Source organism: Variovorax sp. MPBD4-3, assembly GCF_058809745.1.
On record NZ_JBXASW010000016.1, the window covers coordinates 52,297 to 72,191 of the forward strand.

Consider the following 19,895-nt stretch of genomic DNA (forward strand, 5'->3'; position numbering starts at 1 on the left):
GCGGGGCTACGGCAGCGGCCCCGTGTTGGCGGTGCTCAGCGGCAGCCGCGACACCTCGGCCAGCAGCAGCGCCAGTTGCCGCGCGGCCGCATCGATCACGGCCTGGCCGCTCTCGGGCGTGGCCGCGGCCGCGTTGCCGGCGGCGCCGTGCGCGTTGTAGTCCTCCATCGCCCAGCCCAGCTTGGCGCTCTTGCCGTTGCCCAGCAGCGCGTAGTCGGCTGAGCGCTGCTGCGACGTCGAGCTGAAGTCGCGCGCCTCGCCCATGCGCACCAGCTGGGGCGTCAGCGCCAGCATCATCGAAGTCTCGATTTCGCCCGCATGCACGCCGAATCGATGCTCGTGCGCGCTGAAGCGCTCGCCGGCCTCGCCCAGCGGCAGGTTGAACCAGCTCACGCTGTAGACGATGAGCCCGTGCGCCGCGCGCAGCTCGCGCGCCACGATGTCCATCGCGCCCACGTGGCCGCCGTGCGCATTGAACAGCACCAGCTTCTTCACGCCCGCGCGCGCCACGCCGGCGCCGATCTCGTTCCACACACGGATGAGCGTCTGCGCCGACAGCGTGAGCGTGCCCGCGAAACGCGCGTGCTCCGGGCTCAGGCCGATCTGCTGCGTGGGCAGGAACAGCACCGGCAGCCCCGCCGGCAGCAGCGGCAAGGATGCGGCGACGATGCCGTCGGCCAGCACCGTGTCCACGCCCAGCGGCAGGTGCGGCCCGTGTTGCTCGGTCGCGCCCAGCGGCAGCACCGCGACGGTGGAAGCCGCGTCGAGCCCCGCGAAATCGCGCGTCGTGAGCTGGGACCAGTAACGGGGCAACGAGGAGGCCGTGGATGCGTTCATCACGCGATCTTAGGCCGTGCGTGCCGCCGTTTCCGAGCGCGCTTGTCTGACAGAACCTGTCAACGCTGACCCCAAAAACGCCAATCTATTCACATTTAGAACCGTTTCTTGGCACTTAAGTTTGCTTTTGTTAACAGTTCTATCTAGAGTCGATTGCAGATTCAATTTTTCATGGAGCTTTCGGTCCCGACGCATTCGGGGCCGGGAGTTCGGCTTTTGCGGCGGCCCCAGGCCGCGCAAAAGGCGCAATTTAAGGGAGCAGAGTGTTCATCCAGAAAAAAGCTGGAGGCACGGTCTTGGGTGGGCGTCCGTCGGCGCTTGCCTGCGCCTTGTCTCGTCACCTCGAACAAGCAGCACGAGGATTTCCCCCGATCGTTTGCGCGCTGGCCATGGGTGCTTCACCCGCGGCCTTCGCGAATCCGCCCATCGCAGCCACCGCACCCGCGGCCAACCCATCGGCGGCCTATGGCGCGCAGCAGCACGACGCCTTGATCGCAGCGCGCCGCGCCGACCGCATCGGCGCCGCGCAGGCTTTGCAGCAGTTGAAGGACTGGCTCGCCGCGCCGCTCACTGACGCCGAACGCCGGCGCGTGGTGTCCGACGCGGTGGCCATCGCGGCGGCCGACAGCCAGTTCGCCGAAGCCATCGCGTTCGCCCGCCAGGTTCCGCTCGCCTCGCTGAACGACTATGCATTGGGCCCGCTCGCGCTGGCCGCGCGCCGCACGCATGACCTGTCGCTGCAGGGCGAAGTCATTGCCCGGTGGCGCGCACGGCAGCCGCAAGCGCGCGAGCCGCGCATCCACGAAGCCTTCTGGAAGCTCGACAGCGGCGACGTCGCCGGCGCCAAGGCGATCTACGACGCCCTCGCGCGGCAACCGGTCCCGCAGGTCGAAGACCGCGTCGCCTTGCTCGAACTGCGCGGTGCCATGGCGCGCGCCGAAAAGCAACCGCTGCAGGCGCTCGCCGCCTACACCGAGGCCGGCGCGCTGCGGCCCGAGCGCCGCGACCTGCGCCGCGAAACCGACTTCCTGCTCGCGGACAGCGGCGCCGCATCGACCGCGTTCGACGACGCCGATGCCGCCGAGCGCGCGCATCCCGGCAGCTTCTCGCCGCTGGCGTTGTCGACGCTGCAGCAGCAGGCGCTGGCACAGCGGCTGCGCTGGGCCATCGAGGAACGCGACCAGCGCCTGGGCGCGGCGCGCCTGACGGCACTCGACCGCGTGCTGGCCGACGAGGAAACCGCGCTGGCCCGGCTCGACGCATCGGCCGCCCAGGCCGCGCCGGAAGATGCCGACGCATGGCGCCAGTTGCGCGTGCGGCTGCTGGCCGACCGGCTGCTGGCGCTGGTGGAGCGTGGCCGCCCCGCGGATGCCATCGCGCTCTACGAATCGCTGCGCGCAGCCGGTACCGACCTGCCCTTCTGGGGCCTCGGTGCCGCGGCCCGCGCCTTCGCGCAGGAGCGCCGCTCGATCGACGCCGTGCCGCTCTACGAAGCTGCCGTGGCCAAGGGCGGCGCCGACCTGCCGATGCCCGACGACCTGTATTTCGGCCTGATCTACGCCTACCAGGACACCGGCCGCTTCGAGGACGCCGAGGCGCTCCTCAAGCGGCTCGAAGAAGCCACGCCGGCGCTGATGCGCCTCTCGCCCGAAGCCGGCCGGCCCAACGGCCAGTACACCGACGTGAGCGGCATGCGCGGCCTGCTGCAGCTCTACACCGACCGCGCGGCACTCGCGCAGCAGAGCTTCTCGACGCTGACCGGCGAAGCGCCGCTGAACGCCGGCTACGCCTACGGCGCGGGCCAGACCGAGCGGCTGCGCGAGCACCCCGAGGCCGCCGTCGCGCGCTTCGAGGCACAGGCCGCCGACCAGCCCTACGACATCAGCGCGCGCGCCGGCCATGTCGAGGCACTGCTCGACGCCGGTGAATTCCGCCAGGCCCGCGAGCGCGCCGAATCGCTCGCGGCCGACGTGCCCGAGGCCGCCGAGGTGCGCGACGTGGAGCGCAAGCGCCGCGCCGCGACCGGTCCGCGTCTCGAAGTCGACGCCGAGGCCTCGTCGGGCGGCGCGGCCATCGCCAACCGCGAGTGGCGCATCGACAGCCGCCTCAGCTCCGGCCTCATCGACGACCAGTGGCGCGTGTTCTACGACCAGACGCTGGGCCGCGGCACCACCGACATCGGCAACGCCAACTGGGCGCGCGGCGGCCTGGGCCTGGCCTGGCAGCAAGGCCGCTGGCTGGCCGAGGGCGTGCTGCAGCATGCGAACAGCGGCCCCTACCGCAACAGCGTGGCGGGCCGCGTCGACTACCGCGCGGGCGACGCATGGCGCCTCTCGGCCACCTACGACGGCGACAGCAAGGAGCTGCCGTGGAAGGCCCGCGTCGCCGGCATCGGCGCGCACGAGACCGGCGCGAGCGTGGGCTACGTGGTGAACGAATCGCGCCGCTTCGACCTGCAATGGCAGCGGCTGGACTTCAGCGACGGCAACCTGCGCAACGGCCTGGAACTGGGCTGGCGCGAACGCTGGGTGAGCACGCCGCGCTTCCAGCTCGAGACCCGCCTGGGCGCCGGCACCAGCCGCGGCCGCGACATCGACACGCCCTACTTCAACCCGTCGAGCGACAGCACGGTGCAACTGGCGGTGCGCGCGCAGTGGCTCAACTGGAAGCGCGACGACCGCCAGTTCTTCCAGGCCGTGGAGCTCACGGGCGGCAACTACCGCCAGGCCGGCTTCGGCAGCGGGCCGCTGTGGAGCCTGCGCTACGAGCACCGCTGGGACCTCGGCCCCAAGTTCACGCTGCGCTACGGCCTGAGCATTTCCAGCCATCCCTACGACGGCGTGCGCGAGCGACAGCGCGGCGTCTTCCTGAACCTCTCGATGCCCCTGCAGTGATGCGAACGACAGACAACAACCCCATGACCTTCCTGCGCGCGGCCATGCTGTGGCTGGTGATCGCGGCGGCATCCGCGCTGGCGCTCCCCGCCTTCCCGCAGCCATTGCCGCCCGCCGACCCCGACGACGGCCTGAGCTTTCGCGTGCTGTCCTTCCACGACGTGCGCACCGGCGTGCGCGCCAGCTTCGAGCAGTCGCCCGACGAGACCGCCGTGGACGACAGCACCCTGGCCGAGGTGTTCGCATGGCTGCAGTACAGCGGCTACCACCCGGTGAGCCTGCAGCAGATCGTCGACGCGCGCGCCGGCGGCAAGCCGCTGCCTTCGCAGCCCGTGCTGCTGACCTTCGACGATGGCTACCGCAGCGCCTACACCAAGGTGTTTCCGCTGCTCAAGCGCTTCAACTACCCCGCGCTGTTCGCGCTGGTCACGAGCTGGCTCGACGTGCCCGAAGGCCAGCTGGTGCACTGGGGCGACAAGCCCGCGCCGCGCGAGAACTTCCTGCTGTGGCCCGAGGCGGCCGAGATGGCGCGCTCCGGCCTGGTCGAGTTCGCGAGCCACACCGACGCGATGCACACCGGCGTTCTCGCGAATCCGCAGGGCAACATGCTGCCGTCCGCGGCCACGCACCGCTACGACCCGAAGACCGGCCGCTACGAGGACGACGAGACCTACGTGCGCCGCATCGAGGCCGACCTGCGCCGCAGCCGCGAGATCATCGAGGCGCGCACCGGCGCCAGGGTGCGCGCCACCGTGTGGCCCTACGGCGCCTACAACACGGCCGCGCTGGAAGCCTCGAAGCGCGCCGGCATGCCCATCACCTTCACGCTCGACGACGGCGCCAACACGCAGGCCGTGCCGCTCACGCGCATCCGCCGCGCGCTGGCCGCGTACGACAACAAGGCGCCCGACTACGCGCAGCTGCTGCGCAGCCCGGTGGGCGGCGAGGTGCGGCCGGTGAATCGCGTGATGCATGTCGACCTCGACTATGTGTACGACCCCGACCCCGCCCAGCAGGAGCGCAACCTGTCGGCGCTGATCGACCGCGTGGCCGCCGTGCGTCCGCGCTCGGTGTTCCTGCAGGCCTACGCCGACCCCGACGGCGACGGCGTGGCCGACGCGCTGTATTTCCCGAACCGCCACCTGCCGATGCGCGCCGACCTCTTCAGCCGCGCCGCCTGGCAGCTGCGCACCCGCACCGGCGTGAAGGTGTACGCATGGATGCCGGTCACGGCCTTCCGGTTGCCGGCGTCGAACCCGCTGGCCACGCACACGGTGATGGCGCAGGGCGGCACGATGCCGCCCGGGCGCTACCACCGCCTCACGCCCTTCGACCCCGCGGTGCGTACGCTGGTGGGCGACATCTACGAAGACCTGGGCCGCCACGCATTCTTCGAGGGCGTGCTGTTCCACGACGACGCGACGCTCTCCGACGACGAGGACGCAAGCCCCGCCGCGCTCGCCGCCTATGCGAAGTGGGGCCTGCCGCCCGACGTGGCCGCGATCCGCGCCGACCCGGCGCTGGCGGCGCGCTGGAGCGCCGCCAAGACGCGCTACCTGATCGACTTCACGCACGAGCTGGCCGCGCGACTGGGCGCCTGGCGGCCCGCGCTGGAAACGGCGCGCAACCTCTACGCGCGCCCGGTGCTCGAGCCCCAGGCCGAGCAGTGGTTCGCGCAGAACTACGAAGCCTCGCTCGCGGCCTACGACTACGTCGCGCTGATGGCCATGCCGCGCATGGAACAGGAAGCCGACGCCAACGCCTGGCTCGCCCGCCTGGCGCGCCGCGCGGCCGACACGCCAAGAGGCCTGGACGGCACCGTGTTCGAACTGCAGGCGCGCGACTGGCGCACCGGCAAGCCCGTGGCCGATGCCGAACTGGCCCGGCAATGGACGCTGCTGCAGCGCGCCGGCGTGCGCCACCTGGGCTACTACCCCGACGACTTCCTCAACAACCAGCCCTCGCTCGACGTGGTGCGCCGCGCCATCTCGGTCCGCACGCTGCTGCCGCGGGCCCTGCGCGCGTCGGCCGCCGAGACCACGCCACCCCAGGCACCACAAGCATCACCACCGGCGCACGGAGAGCGGACCCCATGACCACCAGCCACTTCCTTGCGCAGACGCTGCCGTCGCTGCTGTTCGGCTTCGTCTTCTATTACCCCTTCTTCATGGCCTACGTGTGGATGGCGGGCGGCCTCTCGCATGCCTGGGTGTTCGAGCGCAAGCGCGACGTCGATGTCAATCCGCTCGACCTGCTGCCCTCGCGCCCGCTGGTGACGGTGGTGGTGCCCTGCTTCAACGAGGCGCCGCACCTGCGCGAAGTGATCGAGCAGCTCATGCGCACCCGCTACCCGAACTACGAGGTGATTGCCGTGAACGACGGCAGCACCGACGGCACCGGCGAGCTGCTCGACGAGATGACCAAGGAGTACAGCCGGCTTCGCGTGATCCACAACGCCAGCAACCAGGGCAAGGCCGTCGGGCTCAACACCGCCTGCCAGCTCGCGCGCGGCGAATACATCCTGGGCATCGACGGCGACGCGCTGGTCGACGAGGACGCCATCGCCTGGATGCTGCGGCCCATGCTGGCGTCGGAGCGCATCGGCGCCGTGACGGGCAACCCGCGCATCCGCACCCGCACCACGCTGCTCGGGCGCATGCAGGTGGGCGAGTTCTCTTCGATCATCGGCCTCATCAAGCGCTCGCAGCAACTGGTGGGCACGCTGTTCACCGTGTCGGGCGTGATCGCGATGTTCCGCCGCCGCGCGGTGATCGACGTGGGCTTCTGGAGCCCCGACGTGCTCACCGAGGACATCGACATGAGCTGGAAGCTGCAGCTCGGCGGCTGGAAGCTGCGCTTCGAGCCGCGCGCGCTGTGCTGGATCCTGATGCCCGAGACCTTGCGCGGTCTCTGGAAGCAGCGCCAGCGCTGGGCCATCGGCGGCATCCAGACCATGCTGCGCAACACCACGAGCATCCTGAAGCCGCGCAACTGGCGCATGTGGCTGGTGTATGCCGAGTACATGACCAGCGTCGTCTGGGCCTATGCGATGGCGGCGGTGCTCGTGGTCAGCCTGGCTCGGCCTTTCCTGCCGATCGAGTCGGCCTGGCACTCCGCGCTGCTGCCGCACTGGCAGGGCACGCTGCTGGCCATGACCTGCATCCTGCAGATGCTGCTGAGCCTGTGGATCGACCGCCGCTACGACCGCGACCTGATGCGCTATTTCGCAGGAACGATCTGGTACCCGATCGCTTTCTGGACTATCACGATGGCGACCACCGTCATCGCCCTGCCCAAAGCCCTGATACGCCGCCGCGGCAAGCGCGCGGTGTGGACGAGCCCTGACCGAGGAGTTTCCGATGCCCCATGAAGACACAATGACCCACAGCCGCTTTCCCGATACCGACCACGACACGCCGCCGCCGAGCCGCCGCCCCTCCTGGGGCCAGCCTGCGGTGGAGGAGCCCATCATCGATGCCGCGCGCATCTCGCTGAGCGCCTTCGGCAACGGCCGCTCGCGGCAGCGCACGATGGCCATGTACCTGTGGCTGCGCGTGCTGCGCCCGGCCGTGACCATCGCCATCTGGTTCTGCGCCATCTGGTACGCATGGCCCTATGTGCTGGGCGCGCGCTCGCAGCCGGAGGTGCTGCACCTGCTGGGGCTGTATGCATTGGTGATCGGCGCGATCCTGGTGTCGATGCTGGCGATGGCGCCGTGGCGCCGCCGCCAGCAGAAGCGCGAGTCGCCGCCCGACCAGGAGCAGTCGTCGCTGTTCGCGCTGGCCTCTTACATCGAAGTGCCGCCCGCGCGCCTGTCGACCTGGCAGCGCACGCGCCAACTGCTGGTGCACCACGACCGCGACGGCCAGCTGCGCGACGCCACCGACACCGCGCCCGGCGCGCTGGAGCCCGAGCCGCTGCGCCACGCGGCGGCACGCCGCTGACCGAAGCGGCGGCTCGCCGCTGAGCAAGGCGGCCGGAGGTCCGCAAGGCGCGGCATAGGGCCGCGCGCGTGCAGGGATTTAGTGGCGGTGCTTCAATCGCGCCACCCCCCTCCACCAAGGACCTCTTCATGGATCTCCAGCTCCAGGACCAGCACGTACTCATCACCGGCGGCAGCAAGGGCATCGGCCTGGCTTGCGCGCTGGGCTTCCTGCGCGAAGGCGCCCGCGTGAGCCTCGTCTCGCGCGAACTCGGCAACCTGGAGCGGGGCAAGAAGACACTGATCGACTCGTTCGCCCAGGCCGACGGCCGCGTGTCGGTGCATGCCGCCGACCTGAAGGACCCGGCCAGCGCCGAGGCCGCGCTCGACGCGGCCGAGCAAGTGTTCGGCCCCGTCGACGTGCTCGTCAACTCGGCAGGCGCCGCCCGCCGCACCCCGCCCGACGAGCTGACCGCCGCCTCATGGCACGACGCGATGGACGCCAAGTACTTCACCTACGTCCACATGATCCACCCCGTGGTCAGGCGAATGGGCCAGCGCGGCCGCGGCGCCATCGTCAACGTCATCGGCCAGGGCGGCAAAGTCGCGAGCCCCGTGCACATGGCCGGCGGCGCCGCCAACGCCGCACTGATGCTCGTGAGCGCGGGCATGGCCGCCGCCTATGCCGGCAAAGGCGTGCGCGTGAACGCCGTGAACCCCGGCCTCACCCTGACCGAACGGCTGCAGGAAGGCATGAAAGCCGATGCCAGGCTGCAGGGCATCGACACCGAAGAGGCGCTCCAACGCGCCAAGGCCAGGCTGCCGCTGGGCCGCATCGCGACACCGGAAGAAGTCGCCAACACGGTGGTGTTCCTGGCGTCGCCGAAGGCGAGCTACGTGACCGGCGCGATCGTCGCGATGGACGGCGCAGTCACTCCGATGATCTGAAGAAACAAGAACGAGGACGCCGGGCAAACCTCAGGCAACCGCCAGCAAAGCCTCGAACTTCAACCCCAGGAAGTCGACGAACGCCCGAACCCGGGCCGGCACGAACCGCCCGCTCGGCAACAGCGCATGCAGCGGATAGGGCTCCGTCTCCCAATCAGGCAGGAGCCGCACGAGACGCCCTTCGCGAATGTCCTCCCGCACATCCAGCGCGGACTTCAGCGAAACGCCGTAGCCCGCCACGGTCCACTCCCGCGCCAGCGAAGCATCGTCCACGCTGCGGTTCCCATTCACCCGCACCTCCGTCCACTGCCCGTTCTGCGCAAACCGCCAGACCCGATGCCGCCGCCCTGAACGGTTGAAGATCAGGCAGTTGTGATGCGCCAGGTCCTGCGGCACCTTCGGCGCGTCGTGGCGGCGCAAATAGCCGGGCGAAGCGGTCAACACCGGATTGGTCAGCGCAAACGGCCGCGCCACCAGCCGCGAATCGGCCAGCGCGCCATAGCGCAGCGCCACGTCGACCTCGTCGCGCATCACGTCCAGCGGCCGGTCGCCCACCGACAGCGACAGCTGCACACCAGGGTGCAAGGCAAGGAATTCGTCGAACCACGGCAGCAGCGTGCTGCGCGTGAGGTCCGACGGCGACGCCACGCGCAGCGTGCCGACCAGCTCGCCGCGGTCGGCGGTGACCAGCGACTCCCCCTCGTCCAGCAATTCGAAGGCGCGCACCGCGTAGTCGAGCAGCGTCTGGCCCTGCGGCGTGAGGCGCATCGCGCGGGTCGAGCGCTCGAACAGCCGGGCGCCGAGCTGGGCCTCCAGCCGCTTGAGCGTGGCGCTGGCCGCCGCCGGCGTGATGCCCAGCGCATGCGCCGCAGCGGTGAGCGTGCCGCCGCGCGCAGTGTGCACCAGCACCTGCAGGTCGGAGATATTTTCAATCTTCATTTGAAAGTGTTGCTGTTCCAGGCCGTCTTATCAAACCGGCCTTGCGATCCTACATTCGACGCATCGTCACTGAAAGGCCATTGCCATGAAAGCCGTCGGCTACTACCAGCCCCTCCCCATCGACAACCCCGAATCGCTGCAGGACATCAAGCTGCCCGCGCCCCAGGCCGGCCCGCGCGACCTGCTGGTGCGCGTGAAGGCGGTGTCGGTCAACCCGGTGGACACCAAGGTCCGCAAGAACGCCGCGCCGGAAGCCGGCCAGGCCAAGGTGCTGGGCTGGGACGCCGTCGGCACCGTCGAGGCGGTCGGCAGCGGCGTGAAGAACTTCAAGGTGGGCGACCGCGTGTACTACGCCGGCTCGATCATCCGCCCGGGCGCCAATGCCGAGCTGCATGCGGTCGACGAGCGCATCGCCGCCCTCGCGCCCCGGAGCCTCGACGACGCGCAGGCCGCCGCGCTGCCGCTGACCACGATCACCGCCTACGAACTGCTGTTCGACCGCCTGCAGGTGCCCAAGGGCGGCGGCGAAGGCCAGACGCTGCTCATCACCGGCGGCGCGGGCGGTGTCGGTTCCATCCTGATCCAGCTGGCGCGCCAGCTCACCAAACTGCGCGTGGTAGCCACCGCCTCGCGCGCCGAGACGCGCGAATGGTGCCTGGCGCTGGGCGCGCACACCGTCATCGACCACTCCAAGCCGCTGGCGGCAGAGCTGAAGGCGGCGGGCATCGGCGAGGTCGACATGGTCGCCAGCCTCACCCAGACCGAGCAGCACTACGCGCAGATCATCGAAAGCCTCAAGCCCCAGGGCCAGCTCGCGGTGATCGACGACATGAAGATGCTCGACGCCATGCCGCTGAAGACCAAGTGCATTTCGCTGCACTGGGAAATGATGTTCGCGCGCTCGCGCTTCGAGACGCCGGACATCGCCGAGCAAGGCGCGCTGCTGGCCGAGGTGGCGGCGCTGGTCGACGCGGGCCGCGTGCGCACCACGGCGAACGCGAGCTTCGGCACCATCAACGCGGCGAACCTCCGGCGTGCGCATGCGCTCATCGAGAGCGGCAAGGCACAGGGCAAGGTGGTGCTGGCGGGCTTCTGAGCCCACGACAGAGCCAGCACAATCGGGCGCATGAACGACATTGCAGCCCGTGCCCACCCCATCGAGTTCGAAACCGCGCGGCTGCGCCTGCGCCAATGGCGCGAGAGCGATCTCGCGCCGTTTTTCGAGCTGGCCCGCGACCCGCAGGTGATGGCGTTCCTGCTGCCTTTGCCCACGCGCGCCGACAGCGATGCGATGGTCGAACGCATCAAGGCGCGCATCGCCGCGAACGGCTGGGGCTTCTGGGCCGTGGAGCACCGCGAGTCGGGCGCGTTCATGGGCTTCACCGGACTGAACTCGCCGCTGGCGGACCTGCCGTTCTCGCCGTGCGTGGAAATCGGCTGGCGCTTCGGTCGGCAGTGGTGGGGGCAGGGCTTCGCGAGCGAGGCGGCGCGCGGAGCGCTCCAGGTGGGGTTCGAGCGGCTGGCGCTGGACGAGATCGTCGCCTTCACCGCTTGGAACAACACCCGCTCGGCGGCGGTGATGGAGCGCATCGGCATGCATGAAGACGTGGGTGGCGCGTTCGACCACCCGCTGGTGCCCGAGGGCCACCCGCTGCGCCGGCACCGGCTCTACCGCATCACCCGGCCGCGGCGCTGAAGAAAGCTACTTGGCCTTCGACACCCGCCACACGGCGTTGCCCACGTCGTCCGCAACGATCAGCGCGCCGCTCTTGTCCAGCGCCACGCCCACCGGGCGGCCCTGCGCCTTCTCGTCGGGCGACAGGAAGCCGGTGAGCACGTCGACCGGCGGGCCGCTCGGCTTGCCGCCGATGAAGGGCACGAACACCACCTTGTAGCCCGACTTGGGCTTGCGGTTCCACGAGCCGTGCTCGCCGATGAAGGCGCCGCTGGCGAACTGCTCGGGCATGCCGCCCGGGCGCGAGAACACCATGCCGAGCGGCGCGACGTGCGAGCCCAGCGCGTAGTCGGGCGCGATGGCCTTGGCCGTCATGGCGGGGTTCTGCGGCGTGACGCGCGCGTCGACGATGCCGCCGTAGTAGCTCCAGGGCCAGCCGTAGAAGGCGCCGTCCTTCACCGAGGTGAGGTAGTCGGGCACGAGGTCGCTGCCGATCTCGTCGCGCTCGTTCACCACGGTCCACAGCACCTTGGTTTCCGGCTCCCAGCCCATGCCGTTGGGGTTGCGCAGGCCGCTGGCGAACATGCGCTTCTCGCCGGTCTTGGTGTCGACCTCCCAGATGGCGGCGCGGCCCTCTTCGGCGGCAAGGCCGTTCTCGCCGATGTTGCTGTTGGAGCCGACCGTGACGTAGAGCTTGCTGCCGTCGGCATTGGCGATCACGTTCTTGGTCCAGTGGTGGTTGATGCCGGCGGGCAGTTGCGTCACCAGCGTGGGGTTGGCGCTGACGGAGGTCTGGCCTTCGGTGTAGGGCACCTTCACCAGCGCATCGGCGTTGGCGATGAAGAGCTCGTTGCCCACCAGCACCATGCCGTAGGGCGACATCAGGTTGGTCATGAAGACCTGCTTCACCTCGGCCACGCCGTCGCCGTCGGCGTCGCGCAGCAGGGTGATGCGGTTGGCGCTGGGCACGCCGGCACCGGCGCGGCCCATGACCTTGCCCATGACCCAGTTGCGGATCTTGGCGACGGGGCCGTCGCCGCCGTCGGTGGCGCCGCCGCCGGGCTTGGGCGGCTTGTTGCTCTCGGCCACCAGGATGTCGCCGTTGGGCAGGGTGTAGACCCAGCGCGGATGGTCGAGCCCGCGCGCCAGCGCCGTGACCTTCAGGCCCTCGGCCGGCGTCGGCATGGCGACGTCCGTCCAGCCGACCGCGGGGGCGACGTTCACCGTGGGAATCAGCGTCTTGTTCGGCTCGGCCAGCTGCGGGCGCGGCCCGACCGTGACTTCCGGCGGGAGCTTGGCGGATTCGCCGCAGCCGGCGAGGAACAGCGCGGCGCCCACGGCCAGGACTGCCACGGCGGGAGAGGCGGAAGAAAAGGGCGATGCGGTGCGGGTGGGTACTTGCTGCGGTGCCTTCATGCGTGTTCCTTGAGCGGCCGATGCCGCATGGCGGTCGGATCATCGCTGGCCGGCTGGCGCGGCCGGTGTCGGTCGTGGGCGCTTTATGGCGTGGGCGCACCTCATTGGCGCATCGCCGCTACCATCGCCGGATGACCGAAGACCTGTTCCGCGCCGACGCCTACCTGCGCACATGTGAAGCCCGCATCCTGCGCATGGATGACACCGGCATCGTGCTGGACCGCACCGTGTTCTATCCGCTGGGCGGCGGCCAGGCCGGCGACACCGGCGTGCTGGTGCTGGCAGACGGGCGCGAACTGGCCATTGCGGACACCCGCAAGGCAAAGAACGAAGAAGGCCAGCCGACGAACGAATTCATCCATGTGCCGGCCGAGGGCCAGGCCGGCCTGCTGGCCGCGCTGAAGCCCGGCGACGCCGTCACCGCCCGGCTCGACTGGGAGCGCCGCCACCGGCTGATGCGCTTCCACACCGCTTCCCACCTGATGTGCCACCTCGTGCCGGTGCCGGTGAACGGCTGCTCCATCACGCCCGAGTACGCGCGCATCGACTTCCACATGACCGACCCGCTCGACAAGGAAGCGCTGACCGCCGGCCTCGCCAGGCTGGTCGAGGCGGCCCACCCGCTGACCGTGGGCGCCATCACCGACGAGGAGCTCGACGCCAACCCGGCGCTGGTCAAGAGCATGAGCGTGCAGCCGCCGCGCGGCACGGGCACGGTGCGCACCATCCGCATCGGCGGCGGCAATGAGGGCGCCGACCGGATCGACTTCCAGCCCTGCGGCGGCACGCATGTTGCAAACACCGCGGAGATCGGCGCCGTGATCGTCACCAAGATTGAGAAGAAGAGCGCCAACACCCGCCGGGTGGTGCTGGGCTGGGCGCCTTCGGCGGCAGCGGCCGCTTGAACCGCCCGGAACTTCACCCCCGCAGATCGCTCCGACCCTCGGCATGATTTTTTCGCGCATCCATTTCGCTACGCTTCTGATAGCAGCCGCCGCAGCCAGCATGCCGGCCGCGGCGCAGCTGGCTTCCAAGCCGGGCGCGGTGGTGACAACCCCGCACGTGCGGGCCGAGCTGATCGCCCATGCCCCCGACGGCGTGGCGCCCGGCAGCCCGGTGTGGGTGGGCCTGCAGATCACGCACCAGCCCGAGTGGCACACCTACTGGAAGAACGCCGGCGATTCGGGCCTGCCCACCGAAATGACGTGGACGCTGCCGGCCGGCGTGTCGACCGGCGAGATCGCGTGGCCGGTGCCCGAGAAGATCCCGGTCGGCAACCTCGCCAACTACGGCTACGAAAACACCGTGCTGCTGCCGGTGCCGCTGGAGGTGTCCACGCTCTACAAGCCGCCGATGGCGCTGGGCGGCAGCACGCCGGCCATGGACATCCAGCTCAAGGCATCCTGGCTGGTCTGCCGCAAGGAGTGCATTCCGGAGGAAGGCACCTTCTCGCTGTCGCTGCCGCTGCAGGGCTCGACCGCGCTGCACAAGGCCGAGTTCGACACCGCGCAGGCCGCGCAGCCGCAGCCGCTGGCCCAGGCCGGCGCCGTGGAAGTCGACGGCCACAACCTGAAGGTGCGCCTCGACGGCCTGCCCGCCGCCGCACAGGGCAAGACGCTGGGCTTCTTCCCCGAGACACCTGAGGTGATCCGCACTGCGGCCGTCTCCGGCAAGGACTGGACCCAGTCCTGGCAAGGCGGCACCTGGACCGCCACCATTCCGCTGGCCGACCAGCGCAGCGCCAGCCCCACGGTGATGCCGGTGGTGGTGGCGCTGGCCGAAGCCGACCGGCAGGCCGGCCAGCCCGTCGCATGGCGCGCCGAGGCGCCGGTCAGCGGCAACTGGCCCGCCACCGCGGCACCGCGCGCCGAGGTGTCGCCGGCGCTGCAGGCCGCGCTGGCCGCCAACGCAGCCAACGCAACCAATGCGGCCAGGCCCGCCGAAGCGCCCGCCCCTTCTTCCACCACCTTCATGGCCGCCCTGCTGGGCGCCCTGCTCGGCGGCCTGCTGCTCAACCTGATGCCCTGCGTGTTCCCGATCCTCGCGATCAAGGTGCTGGGCTTCGCGCGGCAGGCCGGCAACGACAGCGCGCACCGCCGGGCCGGGCTGGCCTACACGGGCGGCGTGATGCTGTCTTTCCTCGCGCTGGGCGGCGCCATGCTGGCGCTGCGCGCTGCCGGCGCCGGGCTGGGCTGGGGCTTCCAGCTGCAATCGCCGGGCGTGGTGGCGGCGCTGGCCGCGCTGTTCACGCTGATCGGCCTGAACCTGGCGGGCGTTTTCGAGTTCGGCCGCGCCGCGCCGTCGTCGATCTGCAGCGCCCAGGCCAAGCATCCGCTGGCCAACGACTTCCTCTCCGGCGTGCTCGCAGTGGTGATCGCCTCGCCTTGCACCGCGCCCTTCATGGGCGCATCGCTGGGCTTCGCGATCGGCCTGCCCGCCGCCCAGGCGCTGCTGCTGTTCGCGGCGCTGGGCTTCGGGCTGGCGCTGCCTTACCTGGCCGCCAGCTTCGTCCCCGCCGTGGCGCGCCTGCTGCCCAAGCCGGGACCATGGATGCACACGCTGCGCCGCCTGCTCGCGTTCCCCATGTTCGCCACGGTGGCGTGGCTGGTCTGGGTGCTGGGCCAGCAAAGCGGCATCGACGGCGCCGGCACGCTGCTGGCGCTGCTGGTGTGCATGGCCGCCATCGTCTGGGCGTTCACGCTGCGGGGCCGCACGCGGATCGTGATCGCGGCAGTGATGATCGCCTTCACCGCGGTGCTGACCGCCGCCATCGGCCGCAATGTGTTGCAAGTCGTTGAGCCCGCCCGGCTGGCCGCGGCGGACGGCACCGGCCAGCCGCAGCGCTGGCAGCCGTGGTCGGCCGAACGCGTGGCCGAGCTGTCGGGCGCGGGCCGGCCGGTGTTCATCGACTTCACCGCCGCCTGGTGCGTGACCTGCCAGTACAACAAGAAGAGCACCCTGGCCGATGCCCAGGTGCTGGCCGACTTCGACGCCAAGAAGGTCGCCATGCTGCGCGCCGACTGGACCCGGCGCGACCCCGCCATCACGGCGGCGCTCACCGCGCTCGGCCGCAGCGGCGTGCCGGTGTACGTGCTGCAGGCGCCGGGCAAGCCGCCGGTGGTGCTGACCGAGATCCTGGGCAAGGACGAAGTGCGCGCCGCCATCGCCGCGCTTTGACCACCGGCATGACATGGGTTGTCACATCCACTTGAAGAAACCGTTCTAAGCTGCAGCTGTTGTTTGGAATTTTGTTTTGGAGTTCAAGCTGGCCATGTCTCTTTCGCCAACCACAGACTCGCGTTCCCTTCGTGCCGCGCGCCAAGCCCGCGCCGCCCTGAGCCGGGCATCCCGCCGCGCGGTCGTCGCCGCGGCCGTGGCGCTGGGCGCCACCTTCCTCATGGGTTCCAATGCCGTCGCCGCCCCCGCAGTGGGCCAGCAGGCGCCCGATTTCGTCGCCGTCGACACCACCGGCGCCAAGCACAAGCTGTCCGACTTCGCGGGCAAGTTCGTGGTGCTCGAGTGGACCAACCCCGGCTGCCCCTTCGTGCGCAAGCACTACGGCAGCGGCAACATGCCCGCCACGCAGAAGGCCGCGACCGACAAGGGCGTGGTCTGGCTCGCCATCAATTCCACCGAGCGCGCCGCCAGCGACTACCTGAAGCCCGATGCGCTGGACGCATGGATGAAGTCGCAGAAGGCCGCGCCCACCGCCGTGCTGATGGACGAAGACGGCCTCATCGGCCAGGTCTACGGCGCGCGCACCACGCCGCACATCTTCATCATCGACCCCAAGGGCACGCTGGTGTATGCGGGCGGCATCGACAGCATCGCCTCGGCCCGGCCCGACGACATCAAGACCGCGACCAACTACGTGAACCAGGCGCTCGGCGAGGCCTTCGGCGGCAAGCCCATATCGTCGGCCAGCACGCGGCCCTACGGCTGTTCGATCAAGTACAAGACCTGATGACGAGCGAAGTCGGGGGAACGGCCGGCTACGGCGCCAATGCCGCGGTGCTGGCGCAGCAGTACGAAAGCCTGCGCTTCGAAGACGTGCACCGCGAAGTGCTGCACCTGTTTCCCCGCGCGCCGGGCCGGGTGCTCGACATCGGCGCGGGTTCCGGGCGCGACGCCGCCGCGCTCGCCGCGCTGGGGCACCGGGTGGTGGCTGTCGAGCCCACGCCCGAACTGCGCGCCGAAGGCATGCGCCGCCACGCCGCGCTGCCCATCGAGTGGATCGACGACCACCTGCCCGGCCTGCAACGCACGCGGGCGCTGGACGTGCGCCACGACCTGATCCTGCTGACCGCCGTGTGGATGCACCTGGACGCCGCCGAACGCGCCACGGCCATGGAAGCCCTGGCAGCGCTGGTGGCCGAAGGCGGCCAGGTCGCAATGTCGCTGCGCCACGGCCCCGTGCCCGAAGGCCGGCGGATGTTCGACGTCTCCCCCCGGGAAACCGCCGAACTCGCGGACCGGCACGGACTGCGGCAGCGCTTCCTGGGCGAGCGCGAGGACATGCTCGGCCGCGCGGACGTGCGCTGGAGTTTCCTGGTCCTCCAGCGCCCCGCGTGACAGCTACCTGACCCGCGCAGTCAGGCAGCGGTCGGGAAGCCCGGCCTACCCTCGGCAGATACACATGCCACAGGGGACAACGAGATGAATCCCGCGCCTTCCACCGCGCAAAAGGGCACTGCCGCCGCGCACGCTTCGCCCGCAAGCTCCTCCAAATTCGCCACCGTCCTGCGCGTGACCGGCGGCAATTTCATGGAGATGTTCGACTTCTTCCTGTTCGGCTTCTACGCCACGCAGATATCGAAGGCGTTCTTCCCGGCCGGCAACGAGTTCGCCTCGCTGATGCTGACCTTCATGACCTTCGGCGCCGGCTTCCTGATGCGGCCCCTGGGCGCGATCTTCCTGGGCGCGTACGTCGACCGCGTCGGCCGGCGCCAGGGCCTGATCGTCACGCTGGCGCTGATGGCGCTGGGCACGCTGCTGATCGCCTGCGTGCCTTCATACGCCACCATCGGCCTCGCGGCCCCGGTGCTGGTGCTGATCGGCCGGCTGCTGCAGGGCTTCTCGGCCGGCGTGGAACTGGGCGGGGTGTCGGTGTACCTGTCGGAAATGGCCACGCCGGGCCACAAGGGCTTCTACGTGAGCTGGCAGTCGGCCAGCCAGCAGGTGGCCATCGTCGTCGCGGCAGCGCTCGGCTACTGGCTCAACGTGACCTTCACCTCGCAGGAAATCGGCGACTTCTACTGGCGCGTGCCCTTCTTCGTGGGCTGCCTGATCGTGCCGGTGCTGTTCATCATCCGCCGCTCGCTGCAGGAGACCGAGGAGTTCATGGCGCGCAAGCACCGCCCGGACGCGCGCGAGATCTTCCAGTCGATGCTTGCCAACTGGGGCCTGGTGCTCGCCGGGATGATGCTGGTGTCGATGACCACCGTGTCGTTCTACCTGATCACCGTCTACACGCCCACCTTCGGCAAGGCCGTGCTGCACCTGAGCACCACCGACGCGCTGATCGTCACGCTGTGCGTGGCCATCTCCAACTTCATCTGGCTGCCGATCATGGGCGCGCTGTCGGACCGCGTGGGCCGCAAGCCGCTGCTGATCCTGTTCACGGTGCTGACCATCCTCACGGCATACCCGTCGCTCAAGTGGCTGGTCGGCGAGCCGAGCTTCGCGCGCATGCTCGCCGTCGAGCTGTGGCTGTCGTTCCTCTACGCCAGCTACAACGGCGCGATGGTGGTGGCACTGACCGAGGTGATGCCGGTGAACGTGCGCACGGCCGGCTTCTCGCTGGCATACAGCCTGGCCACCGCGGTGTTCGGCGGCTTCACGCCGGCCATCGCCACCGGGCTGATCGAGATGACCGGCGACAAGGGCGCACCGGGCCTGTGGATGACGGCCGCCGCGGTGTGCGGCCTGATCGCGACGCTGGTGCTGTACCGCCGCAACCTGAACCCGGCGGACGCGCGGCGCGTGCCGGTGGTCTGAGCAGCACCGGTCCGGCCAGGGACGGGGTGCCCTGCGACAATGTCGCAATGCCCTTCGCCCCACTGCAAAACGACACTTTCCTGCGAGCCTGCTGGCGCCAGGCCACCGACCACACGCCCGTCTGGCTGATGCGCCAGGCCGGCCGCTACCTGCCGGAATACGTGGCCACCCGCGCCAAGGCGGGCAGCTTCATGGGACTGGCCACCAACACCGACTACGCCACCGAGGTCACGCTGCAGCCGCTGGCGCGCTATGAACTCGACGCGGCCATTCTCTTCTCCGACATCCTGACGGTGCCCGACGCCATGGGCCTGGGCCTCTCGTTCGAGGCCGGCGAAGGCCCGCGCTTCGCGCGCCCAGTGCGCGACGAAGCGGCGGTGGCCGCACTCGAAGTGCCCGACATGGAAAAGCTGCGCTACGTGTTCGACGCCGTGGCCTCGATCCGCAAGGCCCTGAACGGCCGTGTGCCGCTGATCGGCTTCTCGGGCAGCCCGTGGACGCTGGCCTGCTACATGGTGGAAGGCGCGGGCTCCAGCGACTACCGCCTCGTGAAGAGCATGCTGTACGGCCGCCCCGACCTGATGCACCGCATCCTCGCGGTCAACGCCGATTCGGTGGCCGCCTACCTCAACGCCCAGATCGACGCCGGCGCGCAGGCCGTGATGGTGTTCGACAGCTGGGGCGGCGTGCTGGCCGACGGCGCGTTCCAGGAATTCAGCCTGGCCTACACCGCGCGCGTGCTGGCCGGCCTGAAGCGCAACGGCGCCGACGGCCAGCCGGTGCCGCGCATCGTGTTCACCAAGGGCGGCGGGCTGTGGCTGGACGCCATGCGCGAGCTCGACTGCCAGGTGCTGGGCGTGGACTGGACCGTGAACCTGGCCTCGGCCCGCAAGCAGGTCGCCGAGGGCACGGACGGCAAGGCCAAGGCGCTGCAGGGCAACATCGACCCGAACGTGCTGTTCGCGCCGCCCGCGCAGATCGAAGCCGAGGTGGCGAAGGTGCTGGACGCCTTCGGCAAGCCCCACACCGACCGCGGCACCCAGGGCCCGACGCACATCTTCAACCTGGGCCACGGCATCAGCCAGTTCACGCCGCCGGAACATGTGGCGGCGCTGGTGAAGGCAGTGCATGCCCACTCGCGCGCCATGCGCGGTTAACACGGCTGTCATCGAGCGGGAGCTTGCCGGTGCGGACGCCCGGCGTCCGAAAAGTCGGTTCGCGGCCGTTTGTCAAGCGCAAAAACGGCATATGGGTCTGACTTATGCAC

Annotated in this window: 16 protein-coding genes; 13 read left to right on the plus strand and 3 right to left on the minus strand. The window is 70.0% G+C overall.

Going from position 1 to position 19,895, the window contains the following annotated elements; all coding sequences use genetic code 11:
- Window positions 1-6: 6 nt before the first annotated feature.
- The gene (locus tag AC1RVW_RS12520) at window positions 7-837 is read right to left on the minus strand and encodes a creatininase family protein (RefSeq protein ID WP_493200214.1); all 831 of its coding nucleotides are present in this window, start codon (window positions 835-837) and stop codon (window positions 7-9) included.
- 389 nt (window positions 838-1,226) lie between these two features.
- Between AC1RVW_RS12520 and pgaA the strand changes: the two genes are divergently transcribed.
- The 5 genes from pgaA to AC1RVW_RS12545 all read left to right on the plus strand — a co-directional run bounded on the left by pgaA (window position 1,227) and on the right by AC1RVW_RS12545 (window position 8,601).
- Complete coding sequence (pgaA, locus tag AC1RVW_RS12525) at window positions 1,227-3,731, plus strand: poly-beta-1,6 N-acetyl-D-glucosamine export porin PgaA (RefSeq protein ID WP_493200216.1); 2,505 nt, start codon at window positions 1,227-1,229, stop codon at window positions 3,729-3,731.
- 23 nt (window positions 3,732-3,754) lie between these two features.
- Window positions 3,755-5,827: a poly-beta-1,6-N-acetyl-D-glucosamine N-deacetylase PgaB gene (gene pgaB, locus AC1RVW_RS12530; RefSeq protein WP_493200218.1), complete on the plus strand. Its 2,073-nt coding sequence runs from the start codon at window positions 3,755-3,757 to the stop codon at window positions 5,825-5,827.
- Complete coding sequence (gene pgaC, locus AC1RVW_RS12535; RefSeq protein WP_081268316.1) at window positions 5,824-7,101, plus strand: poly-beta-1,6-N-acetyl-D-glucosamine synthase; 1,278 nt, start codon at window positions 5,824-5,826, stop codon at window positions 7,099-7,101. Before pgaB ends, pgaC begins: the two co-directional genes overlap by 4 nt.
- 7 nt (window positions 7,102-7,108) lie before the next feature.
- Window positions 7,109-7,675, plus strand: a complete 567-nt coding sequence (pgaD, locus tag AC1RVW_RS12540) for a poly-beta-1,6-N-acetyl-D-glucosamine biosynthesis protein PgaD (protein ID WP_106935846.1) — start codon at window positions 7,109-7,111, stop codon at window positions 7,673-7,675.
- A gap of 128 nt (window positions 7,676-7,803) precedes the next feature.
- Entirely contained in the window at window positions 7,804-8,601 is a 798-nt protein-coding gene (locus tag AC1RVW_RS12545) for an SDR family oxidoreductase (protein ID WP_493200220.1), read from the plus strand.
- Window positions 8,602-8,631: 30 nt separating this feature from the next.
- On the opposite strand, the gene AC1RVW_RS12550 is transcribed toward AC1RVW_RS12545, so the two are convergent.
- Entirely contained in the window at window positions 8,632-9,540 is a 909-nt protein-coding gene (locus AC1RVW_RS12550) for a LysR family transcriptional regulator (protein WP_106935848.1), read from the minus strand.
- 85 nt (window positions 9,541-9,625) lie between these two features.
- On the opposite strand from AC1RVW_RS12550, the gene AC1RVW_RS12555 reads away from it, so the two are divergent.
- Together AC1RVW_RS12555 and AC1RVW_RS12560 are read left to right on the plus strand one after the other, a co-directional pair.
- The gene (locus AC1RVW_RS12555; RefSeq protein ID WP_493200222.1) at window positions 9,626-10,636 is read left to right on the plus strand and encodes a zinc-binding alcohol dehydrogenase family protein; all 1,011 of its coding nucleotides are present in this window, start codon (window positions 9,626-9,628) and stop codon (window positions 10,634-10,636) included.
- Window positions 10,637-10,666: 30 nt separating this feature from the next.
- Window positions 10,667-11,236, plus strand: a complete 570-nt coding sequence (locus AC1RVW_RS12560; RefSeq protein ID WP_493200224.1) for a GNAT family N-acetyltransferase — start codon at window positions 10,667-10,669, stop codon at window positions 11,234-11,236.
- A 6-nt stretch (window positions 11,237-11,242) separates the two neighbouring features.
- On the opposite strand, the gene AC1RVW_RS12565 is transcribed toward AC1RVW_RS12560, so the two are convergent.
- Window positions 11,243-12,631 carry a PQQ-dependent sugar dehydrogenase gene (locus AC1RVW_RS12565; RefSeq protein WP_216639220.1) on the minus strand — a complete coding sequence of 463 codons (1,389 nt, stop codon included), beginning with the start codon at window positions 12,629-12,631 and terminating at the stop codon, window positions 11,243-11,245.
- 131 nt (window positions 12,632-12,762) lie between these two features.
- On the opposite strand from AC1RVW_RS12565, the gene AC1RVW_RS12570 reads away from it, so the two are divergent.
- The 6 genes from AC1RVW_RS12570 (at window position 12,763) to hemE (ending at window position 19,785) form a co-directional block, all read left to right on the plus strand.
- Window positions 12,763-13,536: an alanyl-tRNA editing protein gene (locus AC1RVW_RS12570; RefSeq protein ID WP_081268308.1), complete on the plus strand. Its 774-nt coding sequence runs from the start codon at window positions 12,763-12,765 to the stop codon at window positions 13,534-13,536.
- A gap of 43 nt (window positions 13,537-13,579) precedes the next feature.
- Window positions 13,580-15,808, plus strand: a complete 2,229-nt coding sequence (locus tag AC1RVW_RS12575; protein WP_493200226.1) for a protein-disulfide reductase DsbD family protein — start codon at window positions 13,580-13,582, stop codon at window positions 15,806-15,808.
- A 94-nt stretch (window positions 15,809-15,902) separates the two neighbouring features.
- The gene (locus AC1RVW_RS12580; RefSeq protein ID WP_493200228.1) at window positions 15,903-16,595 is read left to right on the plus strand and encodes a thioredoxin family protein; all 693 of its coding nucleotides are present in this window, start codon (window positions 15,903-15,905) and stop codon (window positions 16,593-16,595) included.
- Window positions 16,595-17,203 carry a class I SAM-dependent methyltransferase gene (locus tag AC1RVW_RS12585; RefSeq protein WP_493200230.1) on the plus strand — a complete coding sequence of 203 codons (609 nt, stop codon included), beginning with the start codon at window positions 16,595-16,597 and terminating at the stop codon, window positions 17,201-17,203. The genes AC1RVW_RS12580 and AC1RVW_RS12585 overlap by 1 nt, the downstream gene beginning before the upstream one ends.
- 84 nt (window positions 17,204-17,287) lie before the next feature.
- Window positions 17,288-18,628, plus strand: a complete 1,341-nt coding sequence (locus AC1RVW_RS12590; protein ID WP_081268305.1) for an MFS transporter — start codon at window positions 17,288-17,290, stop codon at window positions 18,626-18,628.
- Between the two features lie 47 nt (window positions 18,629-18,675).
- On the plus strand, window positions 18,676-19,785 hold the full coding sequence (gene hemE / locus AC1RVW_RS12595) for a uroporphyrinogen decarboxylase (RefSeq protein ID WP_106935854.1): 1,110 nt from the start codon (window positions 18,676-18,678) through the stop codon (window positions 19,783-19,785).
- Window positions 19,786-19,895 lie beyond the last annotated feature (110 nt).

Bases quoted from the DNA above. Each gene is read 5' to 3' on its own strand.
- AC1RVW_RS12520 (WP_493200214.1), bottom strand. From the start codon at position 837: ATGAACGCATCCACGGCCTCCTCGTTGCCCCGTTACTGGTCCCAGCTC.
- pgaA (WP_493200216.1), top strand. From the start codon at position 1,227: ATGGGTGCTTCACCCGCGGCCTTCGCGAATCCGCCCATCGCAGCCACC.
- pgaB (WP_493200218.1), top strand. From the start codon at position 3,755: ATGACCTTCCTGCGCGCGGCCATGCTGTGGCTGGTGATCGCGGCGGCA.
- pgaC (WP_081268316.1), top strand. From the start codon at position 5,824: ATGACCACCAGCCACTTCCTTGCGCAGACGCTGCCGTCGCTGCTGTTC.
- pgaD (WP_106935846.1), top strand. From the start codon at position 7,109: ATGACCCACAGCCGCTTTCCCGATACCGACCACGACACGCCGCCGCCG.
- AC1RVW_RS12545 (WP_493200220.1), top strand. From the start codon at position 7,804: ATGGATCTCCAGCTCCAGGACCAGCACGTACTCATCACCGGCGGCAGC.
- AC1RVW_RS12550 (WP_106935848.1), bottom strand. From the start codon at position 9,540: ATGAAGATTGAAAATATCTCCGACCTGCAGGTGCTGGTGCACACTGCG.
- AC1RVW_RS12555 (WP_493200222.1), top strand. From the start codon at position 9,626: ATGAAAGCCGTCGGCTACTACCAGCCCCTCCCCATCGACAACCCCGAA.
- AC1RVW_RS12560 (WP_493200224.1), top strand. From the start codon at position 10,667: ATGAACGACATTGCAGCCCGTGCCCACCCCATCGAGTTCGAAACCGCG.
- AC1RVW_RS12565 (WP_216639220.1), bottom strand. From the start codon at position 12,631: ATGAAGGCACCGCAGCAAGTACCCACCCGCACCGCATCGCCCTTTTCT.
- AC1RVW_RS12570 (WP_081268308.1), top strand. From the start codon at position 12,763: ATGACCGAAGACCTGTTCCGCGCCGACGCCTACCTGCGCACATGTGAA.
- AC1RVW_RS12575 (WP_493200226.1), top strand. From the start codon at position 13,580: ATGATTTTTTCGCGCATCCATTTCGCTACGCTTCTGATAGCAGCCGCC.
- AC1RVW_RS12580 (WP_493200228.1), top strand. From the start codon at position 15,903: ATGTCTCTTTCGCCAACCACAGACTCGCGTTCCCTTCGTGCCGCGCGC.
- AC1RVW_RS12585 (WP_493200230.1), top strand. From the start codon at position 16,595: ATGACGAGCGAAGTCGGGGGAACGGCCGGCTACGGCGCCAATGCCGCG.
- AC1RVW_RS12590 (WP_081268305.1), top strand. From the start codon at position 17,288: ATGAATCCCGCGCCTTCCACCGCGCAAAAGGGCACTGCCGCCGCGCAC.
- hemE (WP_106935854.1), top strand. From the start codon at position 18,676: ATGCCCTTCGCCCCACTGCAAAACGACACTTTCCTGCGAGCCTGCTGG.